The organism is Xenorhabdus griffiniae (assembly GCF_015163655.1).
Classification (GTDB): domain Bacteria; phylum Pseudomonadota; class Gammaproteobacteria; order Enterobacterales; family Enterobacteriaceae; genus Xenorhabdus; species Xenorhabdus griffiniae.
Genome location: NZ_JADEUF010000118.1, coordinates 1 through 12,228, shown reverse-complemented (window position 1 = coordinate 12,228; position 12,228 = coordinate 1). Strand labels below are relative to the sequence as shown.

The 12,228-nt window shown below is 39.6% G+C and carries 9 protein-coding genes and 1 tRNA gene; 5 read left to right on the top strand and 5 right to left on the bottom strand.

From position 1 onward, the window contains the following. Positions 1-419: 419 nt before the first annotated feature. A complete protein-coding gene (locus IQ211_RS15700) occupies positions 420-1,283 on the top strand; it encodes a helix-turn-helix domain-containing protein (protein WP_189758950.1) in 864 nt (287 codons plus the stop codon). A 308-nt stretch (positions 1,284-1,591) separates the two neighbouring features. Here IQ211_RS15700 and IQ211_RS15695 read toward each other — a convergent pair. The 3 genes from IQ211_RS15695 to IQ211_RS15685 all read right to left on the bottom strand — a co-directional run bounded on the left by IQ211_RS15695 (position 1,592) and on the right by IQ211_RS15685 (position 3,290). Continuing rightward, positions 1,592-1,676 (bottom strand) — tRNA-Tyr (locus IQ211_RS15695). 236 nt (positions 1,677-1,912) lie between these two features. Then, positions 1,913-2,761 (bottom strand): formyltetrahydrofolate deformylase, encoded by an 849-nt coding sequence (purU, locus tag IQ211_RS15690; RefSeq protein WP_189758951.1) that lies wholly within the window; start codon positions 2,759-2,761, stop codon positions 1,913-1,915. Positions 2,762-2,828: 67 nt separating this feature from the next. Then, entirely contained in the window at positions 2,829-3,290 is a 462-nt protein-coding gene (locus tag IQ211_RS15685; RefSeq protein WP_223281634.1) for a YchJ family protein, read from the bottom strand. A gap of 281 nt (positions 3,291-3,571) precedes the next feature. Between IQ211_RS15685 and galU the strand changes: the two genes are divergently transcribed. The 3 genes from galU to IQ211_RS15670 are packed head-to-tail and all read left to right on the top strand — an operon-like array spanning position 3,572 to position 6,879. Further along, the gene (galU, locus tag IQ211_RS15680; RefSeq protein ID WP_189758952.1) at positions 3,572-4,489 is read left to right on the top strand and encodes a UTP--glucose-1-phosphate uridylyltransferase GalU; all 918 of its coding nucleotides are present in this window, start codon (positions 3,572-3,574) and stop codon (positions 4,487-4,489) included. A gap of 24 nt (positions 4,490-4,513) precedes the next feature. Beyond that, positions 4,514-5,857: a UDP-glucose dehydrogenase family protein gene (locus IQ211_RS15675; RefSeq protein ID WP_189758953.1), complete on the top strand. Its 1,344-nt coding sequence runs from the start codon at positions 4,514-4,516 to the stop codon at positions 5,855-5,857. A gap of 8 nt (positions 5,858-5,865) precedes the next feature. Further along, positions 5,866-6,879, top strand: a complete 1,014-nt coding sequence (locus IQ211_RS15670; protein WP_189758954.1) for an NAD-dependent epimerase — start codon at positions 5,866-5,868, stop codon at positions 6,877-6,879. A 234-nt stretch (positions 6,880-7,113) separates the two neighbouring features. Here IQ211_RS15670 and IQ211_RS15665 read toward each other — a convergent pair whose 3' ends face one another. After that, a complete protein-coding gene (locus tag IQ211_RS15665) occupies positions 7,114-7,515 on the bottom strand; it encodes an H-NS family histone-like protein (RefSeq protein ID WP_189758955.1) in 402 nt (133 codons plus the stop codon). Positions 7,516-8,157: 642 nt separating this feature from the next. Here IQ211_RS15665 and IQ211_RS15660 point away from each other — a divergent pair. Next, complete coding sequence (locus IQ211_RS15660; protein ID WP_189758956.1) at positions 8,158-8,754, top strand: thymidine kinase; 597 nt, start codon at positions 8,158-8,160, stop codon at positions 8,752-8,754. Between the two features lie 220 nt (positions 8,755-8,974). Here IQ211_RS15660 and adhE read toward each other — a convergent pair whose 3' ends face one another. Beyond that, positions 8,975-11,638 (bottom strand): bifunctional acetaldehyde-CoA/alcohol dehydrogenase, encoded by a 2,664-nt coding sequence (gene adhE, locus IQ211_RS15655; protein ID WP_189758957.1) that lies wholly within the window; start codon positions 11,636-11,638, stop codon positions 8,975-8,977. Positions 11,639-12,228: the final 590 nt, after the last annotated feature.

The following is a 12,228-nucleotide window of genomic DNA, read 5'->3' as shown; positions in this document are numbered from 1 at the left end:
ATATAGTAATTTACTAATTGTTATATGTTATATTCAACGTTTGATATTATAATTTCCTGTAAGAGTTTTTATTCTTGAAATTTATTTTATGTTGTGTGTTACAAAAATTAATTAATGAAAAAGTAGAAGAGTTAATCAATCTCTGATAGAAATTTGAACTTGTAGGCCATGGTTATATTTATTAATGGTTTACAATCACGGTGGAATATTCATCATGATATAGATGAATAATAACGTTCATCTAAACCGCATTATTGCATCAGGGACTGGCATTTTATATAAATGCCATTTGAAAAATACTTATTTTTATTGTACAAAATTATACCTTCATAATATCAAGTTTGATTTAGCGGTTACCTGATGAGAAGGCCATTTCAAGGAAATTATTTTAGCCACAAGTTACATAGGAACGGTGAATTATGTTTTTTTCTCGTAAATTAGAAGCATTCATGGCGGTGGTGGAAATGGGTTCTTTAAGCAAGGCGGCAAGAGTGATGAACCGTACGACTCCCCCAGTCGCTAAATCAATTAAAGACTTTGAAGCGACGTTAGGAAAGCGCTTATTCAAAAGGGAGAAGTTTGGGATGATTCTGACCAAAGACGGAGTGGAGTTATATAATGACTTAAAAGAGCTCTATTTGAAAGAAAAAGAAATTACAAAGAAACACATTAGCGGGAGTATTTGTAATGTTGTAAATATATACCATGATTGGGGTAAGAAAAAGCATTTGATTTCGCTGTATAAAGCTGCGGACAGAAATAATGCTCAAGTTAATATATTACGCTTCAGTTATGATAACATTGATGAAATAGTTGACTATGAGGGCAATACAATAATTTTAAGTTCAGAAAAAATACTTAGTGATCGATTCAGCCTGGTAAGGAAAATTGATGGCCCAAATTTGGGGATCTGCTGCCGTAAAGAGTTATTGGATGACGTCAATGGGGACTTTACTCAATTGCTGAGAAAGAGAACGTGGTTATGTGATCCAGTGCTCTATAAAGGCAATTTGATAAAGAATTTGGAAGAGGAAATGATAAAAAACGGAGAAAAAGTTAATATTCGACAGATGGATAATATAGAATGCTGTCTCAATTTTATTCAGTCAACCGATTATATTTTTATTACAGATTCCCATTCCGGTGCATTGGAAGAGGGAGAAAGCCTGGGTTTCATTCCTATATCACGGCCTGATGCAATTAATCAGTGTTATGTCTACAAATCAAAATCTCATTCAAGCGTGTTAAATCGTTTCATCGACTCCGTCAGTGACATGGAGTAACTGACTGCATGAGCGGAGCGAACTATCAGGTTTCTCAGCTCCGCTATGGGTGTTTGCCTAAATGCATTAAAAGAGCTTAGAGTAGATTTTTGATGGTGGTGAGGAAGGATGATGTATTATTTCGTTCCTCACCTTTGGCTTAATAGGTATTACACATCTCTTGCCCATAGCCATTCTGTTTGAATGTTCGCTGAACGTATTAACACTTCCCAAATCGATTCATTCTACGAGTTAGTAAGCCATAATTTACTGTTTAGTAAGGATAAGGATGTTTTTTGATTTTTATGTAATGAAATGTGAGTTCTTGATGGTGGTGGGGGAAGGATTCGAACCTTCGAAGTCTGTGACGGCAGATTTACAGTCTGCTCCCTTTGGCCGCTCGGGAACCCCACCAGATTTTGAATTGTGTGCTGTCGTTAGCAGCGAGCGGCATAATATCAGATAAACCGCCGCTGTAAAGTAGATAATTGAAAACAAAGTATCGTACGCTTACTTTTTGATCCGAGCGGTCGTGTTGCAACCTGCTGGGTGATATTATCGACAGAAAGTTCCTGTATTGCAGGTTGTATTGTGCCCAAATAGCTACAGGCACAATACCTTATTGTTTATTAAAAAAATAACATGGTTGATTAAAGAATAACGGTACGGTTACCATAGACAAAAACCCGCTGGGAAAATACCCAGTATAATGCTTGGCTCAATACATTCTTTTCAACATCACGTCCAGCACGCATCATCTCCTCAGCGGTATAAGTATGATCCACATTTATTACATCTTGGGTGATAATCGGCCCTTCATCCAAATTGTCATTTACATAATGAGCTGTCGCACCAATAATTTTCACACCACGCTCATAAGCTTGATGATAAGGGCGAGCACCGATAAAGGCGGGCAAGAATGAATGGTGAATGTTGATTATTTGATTTGGGTAACGCTGAACAAATGCAGGTGTTAAGACTCGCATATACTTGGCAAGCACAACATAATCTGGCTTATATTGATCAATTTGGGCTATCAATGCTTCGTCATGTTGTTCACGGGTTAGGCCCTCATGACTGATGTAATGGAATGGGATATCAAACTGCTCAACCAATTTTTGCAAGGTAGTATGATTACCGATGACAGCAGCAATTTCGACATCCAGTCCGCCATAGACGCTTTTAACTAAAATGTCACCAATGCAATGCGCTTCTTTTGTCACCATGATAACGATACGACGTCGGCCCGCTGTATTTAATTCACGGTTTGAACCCGCTGGTAGAGCGTCATCCAAATCGGCCAGAAGCGTTTCGTCATTAAAAATGCCCTCCAGCTCGGTACGCATAAAAAATCGGCCAGTACGATGATCAACAAACTCATTATTTTGAACGATGTTTAATTGATGTTTGTAACAAATGTTTGTGATTTTTGCGATCAATCCTTTGGAATCAGGACAAATCGTACGCAAGATTTTTTTCTGTATGTTTGCGTTTTGCATGGATTACGAAAACCTCAAATATTCTTCACTGTGTGTGAGTTGTGATGTTTGATATTTAGATGCGGATTTAACCACAGCATTTCTTATATTTTTTGCCTGAACCACATGGACAAGAGCTATTTCGGCCTATTTCAGGTCGAATACCATCTATATAAAACCAACGTTGATCAATGCGCAAAAAACGTGAGCGCTCATGAATCAATTGCTTATCTTGCTTTCCTTGTTCAATAAAGCAAGCTGAAAATTCAACATAAGCTTCGTTATTATGTTTCCCCTGATTAGTTGCGAGGACATTTAATCCCAGCCATTGCACACCGGCAAAACTTTGTTCTATTTCTGTACGCCAATTTTCAGCCTGGCAATCTGGGTGCCAAGTAGCGATAAGGTAGTCTGCATTTTGTGTAACGTAAGCACTGTATCTGGAACGCATCAGGGATTCAGCATTTGGGGCAGGGTGACGGTTTTCAAGATAGGGGCTACAGCAAAGGTCGAAAGATGAGCCACTGCCACAGGGACACATTTTTGTCAAAGTAACTCCAGTTATTTAAAGTAGTTGCAGATTATCGTTAATTGTAAGGTAAATTAGTCTTTGTTGAATAGGATTAAATGCACAACCCGGCATCTAATCATTGAAATGTGATTAAAAGTTAGCGCACTGTATATCTGGCCGAATTAACTGGTGTATACTCGTGCGCGTTATTTTTTGCGAGTGCAATTTTCTTCACACATACGATTTTTTTTGAGAGTTAATGCTATTGTTTAAGCTGTAAAGGAGTTTTCAGTGAAAACATAGCAGTAGGAGACAATGTAATGTCAGTAATAAATAAAAAGGTCAAAAAAGCGGTTATACCTGTTGCTGGTTTGGGAACCCGGATGTTGCCAGCCACCAAAGCCATCCCGAAAGAAATGCTCCCCTTGGTAGATAAACCACTTATTCAGTATGTGGTCAATGAATGTATCAAAGCAGGTATTAATGAGATCATTTTGGTCACACATTCATCCAAAAACTCGATAGAAAACCATTTTGATACCAGCTTTGAGCTAGAAGCGATTCTTGAGAAAAGAGTTAAACGCCAGTTATTGGACGAGGTACAATCCATCTGTCCAAATCATGTAACAATCATGCAAACTCGTCAGGGGATTGCAAAAGGATTGGGACATGCCGTGTTATGCGCTAAACCACTTATTGGTAATGAGCCGTTCGCTGTTATTCTGCCTGATGTTATTTTGGATGAGTACAGTACCGACCTATCAAAATATAATTTGAGCGAAATGTTATCACGCTTCAACAGCACGGGTGTAAGCCAAATTCTCGTTGAACCTGTCCCTGTAGAAAGTGTTGCCGATTATGGCATTGTTGATTGTCTGGGGGAAAATTTACAGCCTGGGGATAGCAAACCTATCGTCCGTGTTGTTGAAAAGCCAAAACCAGAGGAAGCGCCATCAAATCTTTCCATTGTTGGTCGTTATGTATTATCTGAAAAAATCTGGCCATTATTGGCTAAAACTGCGCCAGGGGCAGGAGATGAAATACAACTGACCGATGCCATTGCCATGCTGATGGAAAAAGAGCCCGTTGAGGCTTATCACTTACAAGGCCGTAGTCATGATTGTGGTAATAAGTTGGGTTATATGCAGGCATTTGTTGAATATGGCATGAAACATAAAGAATTGGGCAAGTCATTCACGGATTGGATCATGGCCTTGCAAAATCAGTTTGAAAAATAATCTACTAGTACTTTAAGGTGTGATATGAAAGTTACTGTATTTGGTATTGGCTACGTAGGCTTAGTGCAAGCAACCGTATTTGCTGAAGTGGGGCATGATGTTCTTTGTGTCGATGTTGATGCAAAAAAAGTCGAGAACCTGAAAAATGGTCAAATTCCTATTTTTGAGCCGGGCTTAACGCCCTTGGTAAGGAAAAATCATGCTGAAGGACGGCTGAATTTTACAACGGATGCCAAAGCCGGTATTGCTCATGGCAAATTACAGTTTATAGCAGTAGGCACACCTCCTGATGAAGATGGCTCTGCTGATCTTAAGTATGTAACTGCGGTAGCCAGAACTATTGCGGAAAACATGGATGGTTACAAAGTTGTTGTTGACAAGTCAACGGTGCCAGTCGGTACGGCTGATAAAGTCAGGGCAGTGATGCAAGCAACATTGGCAGAGCGTAATTTGGAACTTCCATTTGATGTCGTTTCCAATCCTGAGTTTTTGAAAGAAGGCGCCGCTGTTGCTGATTGTATGCGGCCTGAACGCATTATTATTGGTTGTGATAATGATGATGTGGTTGATGTCATGCGCGAGCTGTACGAGCCATTTAATCGTAATCATGATCGTATGATAGTCATGGATATTCGCAGCGCTGAATTGACTAAATATGCAGCTAACTGCATGTTGGCGACAAAAATCAGTTTTATGAATGAAATTGCTAACTTGGCTGAAATACTGGGAGCTGACATTGAACATGTGCGCCAGGGAATTGGTTCCGATTCACGTATTGGATATCACTTTATTTACCCTGGGTGTGGATATGGGGGATCATGTTTCCCTAAAGATGTTCAAGCACTGATCCGGACTTCTGAACAAATTGGATACACGCCCAAAATTCTTCAGGCAGTGGAGCAGGTTAACGAAAAACAGAAAAGTAAATTGCCTGCTTTTGTAAGACACCATTTTGGTGATGATTTATCGGACAGGACATTCGCCATTTGGGGGCTGTCATTTAAACCTAATACAGATGACATGCGTGAAGCATCGAGCCGTGTTTTGATGGAAACATTGTGGAAATGTGGCGCTAAAGTTCAGGCGTATGATCCTGAAGCTATGCAGGAAGCTCAGCGTATTTATGGGCAGCGTGATGATCTCGCTTTAATGGGTACAAAAGAAGCAGCATTAAAAGGTGCTGATGCTTTGATTATCTGTACGGAATGGCAAAACTTCAGAGCACCTGATTTTGATATGATTAAAGATTCATTAAAAATGCCGGTGATTTTTGATGGGCGCAATCTTTATGATCCCGAACGCCTGCAATCACGTGGTTTTACTTATTATGGTATTGGCCGCGGTGCCTCAATCAAACCCGTCATTTGAGTTAATTTATGAAATTTTTAGTTACAGGCTCTGCTGGTTTTATCGGTTTTCATGTTAGTCAGCGGTTATTGAATATGGGGCATGAGGTTGTTGGTATTGATAACCTCAACGATTATTATGATGTTAATTTGAAACAGGCGAGATTAAATTTATTACTCCCGTATTCAAATTTCAGGTTTGAACAATTAGACTTGGCGGATAGAGTTGCAATACCCGAATTGTTCGCAAAACATCAATTCCAGCGAGTGATCCATTTAGGGGCTCAGCCGGGGGTGCGTTATTCAATACAAAACCCTATGGCATATATCGATGCCAATATCGTCGGTCATATCAATATACTTGAAGGTTGCCGCCATCATTCTGTAGAGCATCTATTATATGCATCTTCCAGTTCAGTATATGGCTTAAATAAAAAGCAACCTTTTTCTACTGATGATTCAGTCGATCATCCGGTTTCTTTATATGCAGCAACAAAAAAAGCTGATGAGTTAATGTCTCACAGCTATTCACATCTTTATCAGCTCCCCACTACAGGATTAAGATTTTTTACTGTATATGGACCGTGGGGGCGTCCTGACATGGCTTTATTTAAATTCACGAAAGCTATGTTAGAAGGTAAGCCAATTGATGTTTATAATCATGGCAATATGGTAAGAGATTTTACATATATTGATGACATTGTTGAATCTATCATCAGATTGCAAAATATCATTCCTACTTCCAATAAAGAATGGTCAGTCGAAGATGGACAAATATCTGCCAGTTCTGCGCCGTATCGTGTTTACAATATTGGTAATGGACAACCGACAAAACTGGGTGATTTTATTGAAGCCATTGAAACCTCATTAGGGGTTGAGGCGAAGAAAAACTTCATGGAAATTCAAGATGGCGATGTATTGTCAACGTGTGCAGATTCAAGTGCACTTTACGACAAGATTGGCTTTTCACCTAACACGCCGGTAAAGGAAGGCGTGAAACGCTTTACTGATTGGTATTTAGACTTTTATCAAAGACTGTTATAGTAGAAATAGGAAAAGGAGCGTTTAGCTCCTTTTTTATAAATTTATGTTAATAAAAAACTAAGTTAGTGTTAAGTTATTTTTTATCACATCGAGAATATGAAAGCGATTTAGCTATTAATATAACTCTCTGTGTTTCTACATCAGCCCGTAATTAACCTGGTTAGTTTATATTAAGCATAAAACAAAAATACCCTTGATAGGGTATTTTTGTTGTCAGGTTGACAAAGCAACTGATTAGATCAGGAAATCTTCCAGTGATTTGCCTTCTTCTTCAATTGCTTTTTTGATTACAGCTGGTGTACGGCCTTGGCCAGTCCAGGTTTTAGTTTCACCGCCATCAACGTATGAATATTTTGCTGGACGAGCAGCACGTTTAGATTTACCAGTAGATTTACCGCTTAATGCATCCACTAAATCGCTTAATTCAATACCGTCTTTTTCCAGCATTTCACGGTATTCTTGAAGCTTACGTGTACGCTCTTCTAATTGTACACGAACCTGGTTTTCTTCATCGCGACGTTCTTCAACAACAGTCGTAAGTTTTTCCAGCATTTCTTCTAAAGTACTAAGTTCACATTCTCTTGCTTGTGCGCGCAAGGTACGGATGTTATTTAAGGATTTTAAATTTTCGCTCATTGTCCTGGTCTCAAATTATAATGATGATAGCTGATGTAGAGATAATAATAGAATGCTATTTTATTTTCTGCAATAGTGAATTTACTTTCTCAGGCTAAAACATGTCATTTTAAAATGCAATTTTTGAAGTAATCGATATATTGCGTTTTAATCCTGCTATTGGGTTTACCATTTTTCAATAAGAATGAAGGGGATTACGTAAAGTTCAGTAAGGAATAAAATCTAGGGTATAAAACTAATTTATAGTCAATCCGTAAGAAACATTAACTGTTTTGCTGGAAATAAGTTGAAGAGTAAGTGTGAGATGAAAGTTTTTTATGGGTAATCCATTAGTTATGATCATGGTGGGTGAGTTGAACAAAAGTAAACCAATATGATTATTAATATTCAAAGGGTGAGAGTAAAAATAACTATTTTCTTTTTATGTTAATTTTGTGCATTTGGCATGCAATAAGTACTTGTGGTGCTGATTTTATATGCGCAAATGTGATGATTATCATGAAAATAATCTTTCCTTATTCATTCTAATTTGTTTCTGCTGCTCCACATTTGACAATAACAAGGATAATCTTAACCAGAGTTTGTGGTAAACTGGTGCTGTTATATCGCCTGATTAAATTTGACAAGAGGACGAACCGGCCAATGGCCCAGCTTTATTTCTATTATTCTGCCATGAACGCAGGGAAATCAACTTCCTTATTGCAGTCTTCCTATAACTATAACGAAAGGGGAATGAGAACGCTGATCTTTACAGCAGAAATCGATACTCGTTTCGGTAAAGGAAAGGTCAGTTCCCGTATTGGATTATCCGCTGAAGCGTTGCTGTTTTCGCCAAAAACAAATATTGCTGAGCTTATCAGAAAAGAAAATGGGGCAGAAAAAGTCCATTGTGTTTTGATTGATGAATGCCAATTCCTAACGAAAGAGCATGTTGAGCAACTTTGTGAAATTGTAGATTATGATGATATTCCCGTTCTTTGCTATGGCTTAAGGACAGATTTTCAAGGTGAGTTATTCAGCGGCAGTGAATATCTCCTCGCGTGGTCAGATAAATTGGTAGAGTTGAAAACCATTTGTCATTGTGGGAGAAAAGCCAGCCGTGTACTTCGTTTTGGCAGCGATGGCAACGTTGTTTACGACGGTGCTCAGGTTGATATTGGTGGTAACGAAAAATACGTCTCTGTGTGTCGTAGGCATTATACTGACGTTATTCGTGAAGCTATGGCCAAAAAGGTTTAATACGCCGCCAGTTGTAATCGATAAATCGCAAACGATAATATACCAATCTCACTTCAAGATGCGTGTGATTTCTCCCCGCGAAGCGCGGGGGTAAGGAACGCCAACATCTGATACTTTCAGTATTATGAAAACCTATTTAAAAAGGCGGGAAAATAAAATAATAAAAAGGCGTTGGGTTGCCCTAACGCCTTTTAAATTACATCCATCAGCCTATCATTTATTATTCTTTCTTATTATTTTTTCTATTTGATTTTACTGCCTCCTGTGGTTTGCCTTCTTCGGTGAATTTACGGCCATAAAAAGAATCTAGCAGCAGTTGTTTCAACTCAGAAATTAATGGGTAGCGCGGATTTGCACCGGTGCATTGGTCATCAAATGCGTCTTCGGCAAGCTTGTCGATTTTTGCTAGGAAGTCAGTTTCTTGCACACCTATTTCACGAATTGAAGCTGGAATGTCTAGCTGAGACTTCATTTCTTCCAGCCAAGTCAATAGTTTTTCAATCTTGGCGGCAGTACGATCGCCCGATGAGGTTAGCCCCAAATGATCTGCAATTTCTGCATAGCGACGTCGTGCTTGAGGGCGGTCATATTGGCTGAAGGCAGTCTGTTTTGTCGGATTGTCATTGGCGTTGTAGCGGATTACGTTACAAATTAACAGTGCATTAGCTAAGCCATGTGGGATATGAAACTCAGAACCAAGTTTATGGGCCATAGAATGACATACCCCCAAGAATGCATTAGCAAAGGCAATACCTGCTATCGTAGCAGCATTATGGACACGTTCGCGGGCAACGGGGTTTTTTGCACCTTCGTGGTAACTAACCGGCAGGTAATCTTTTAGCAGCTTTAATGCTTGCAATGCTTGCCCATCAGAATATTCATTGGCTAAAACAGAAACGTAGGCTTCCAATGCGTGGGTTACTGCATCCAGGCCACCAAAGGCACATAGCGATTTTGGCATATCCATGACCAGGTTTGCGTCAACAATCGCCATATCGGGGGTGAGTGCATAGTCTGCCAAAGGATATTTCTGGCCGGTTACGTCATCGGTAACAACCGCGAAAGGCGTGACTTCTGAACCCGTGCCTGAAGTGGTGGTAATGGCGACCAATTTAGCTTTTACACCCATTTTCGGGAACTTATAGATACGTTTACGGATATCCATAAAGCGCAGAGCCAGTTCTTCAAAATGTGTTTCTGGATGCTCATACATTACCCACATAATTTTAGCTGCATCCATCGGGGAACCGCCGCCAAGAGCAATGATAACGTCCGGTTTAAACAGATGCATTTGTTCAGTACCTTTGCGAACGATGCTTAATGTTGGATCTGCTTCGACTTCAAAGAATACTTCCGTTTCAACGCCATAAGATTTCAAGACATTAATAACCTGATCGGCATAACCGTTATTGAATAAGAAACGGTCTGTCACAATAAAAGCGCGTTTAGCCCCATCGGTAGCGACCTCTTCCAAGGCAATGGGCAGAGAACCACGTCGGAAATAGATTGATTTTGGAAGTTTGTGCCACAACATATTTTCGGCTCTTTTAGCGACGGTTTTTGTATTGATCAGGTGTTTTGGCCCAACATTTTCAGAAATCGAGTTGCCTCCCCAAGAACCACAACCCAGCGTCAGAGAAGGGGACAGCTTAAAGTTGTATAAGTCTCCAATACCACCTTGAGATGCTGGCGTGTTGATCAAAATACGTGCGGTCTTCATTTTGTCGCCAAAGTATTTAATACGCTCTGCCTGATTATCTTGTTCGGTATAGAGGCATGACGTATGTCCAATACCTCCCATCTCAACCAATTTCTCGGCTTTTCCGACCGCATCTTCAAAGTTTTTACCACGGTACATGGCGAGCAATGGTGATAGTTTTTCATGAGCAAAGGGCTCTGCTTCATCTACCAGAGTAACTTCACCAATAAGAATTTTGGTACTTTCAGGAACATGAATACCAGCCAATTCAGCAATTTTTATGGCTGGTTGACCAACAATCGCTGCATTTAAGCTACCGTTTTTCAAGATAACATCTTGAATGGCCTTTAGCTCTTTTCCCTGGAGAAGGTACCCACCGTGAGTTGAAAAACGTTCACGAACTTGCTCGTAAACAGAATCAACGACGATAACAGATTGTTCTGAAGCACAAATCACACCGTTATCAAACGTTTTAGACATCAGGATAGATGCAACGGCACGTTTGATATCAGCTGATTCATCGATCACAACAGGGGTATTGCCGGCACCGACACCGATAGCGGGTTTGCCTGAACTATAGGCTGCTTTTACCATACCTGGACCACCTGTTGCCAAAATCAGGTTAATATCAGGGTGGTGCATTAAGGCATTTGAGAGTTCAACGGAAGGTTCATCTATCCAGCCAATGATGTCTTTTGGTGCGCCTGCTTCAACTGCGGCTTTTAAGACAATTTCTGCTGCTCGGTTGGTCGCTTTCTTGGCACGTGGATGAGGGGAAAAAATAATACCATTACGAGTCTTCAGGCTGATAAGTGCCTTGAAAATAGCAGTAGATGTAGGGTTTGTTGTTGGAATAATGGCGCAAATTAGGCCAATAGGTTCAGCGATCGTAATCGTACCGAAAGTATTATCTTCAGATAAGATCCCGCAAGTTTTATCATCTTTATAGGCGTTATAAATATACTCTGAAGCGAAGTGGTTTTTGATCACTTTATCTTCCACAATTCCCATACCTGATTCAGATACGGCTAATTTTGCCAGTGGAATACGGGCATCAGCAGCGGCAAGGGCCGCAGCCCGAAAAATTCGGTCAACTTGTTCCTGAGAAAAATGGGCAAATTCATGTTGGGCTTGTTTTACGCGAGCAACTAATTCATTGAGTTCTGCGACGTGAGTGACAGCCATAAAAATTACTCCTGACAGATGTTAAATTTTTTAGGGCAATTAGCTGCGAGATTATTAATTTATTAAATAATATTATGAGATTAATCGTTTAGGTTTAATCGTGAATATAGCTAAATTGCCTTAAAAAATTTCTTAACAAAATGATTAATATGGGAATAGTTTCTTTCCTTGAAATTCTGCGTTGAATACAGCTTACCATCTACAGGCATTTGTATTGTGATTTAGATCATGAAAACATTAAGCTGACTCAATTCAGCTATTGTTTCAGAGGGAAATGGACATTAGGTTGTTATTTAACCATTTAAATGTAATTGATTAACTTTGCCGTGGGTTGGTATTAACGTAACTACTCGAATTGTGGGATTATTATTAATATGTTTGGTATAAGGGCATAGCCTTATTTCCTGGATTACTACGATATAAATAGTTTTTCATAATACTGAGAGTATCAAATGTTGGCGTTCCTTACCCCGCGCGGCGCGCGGGGTAAGGAATACTCCTATCATTTTGAAACGCTATTTAGAGATGACAATACAGAACTGGCTCGTCTGGATAAAGAGATCAGCGGTATTGAAACCAAACTGGCTAAC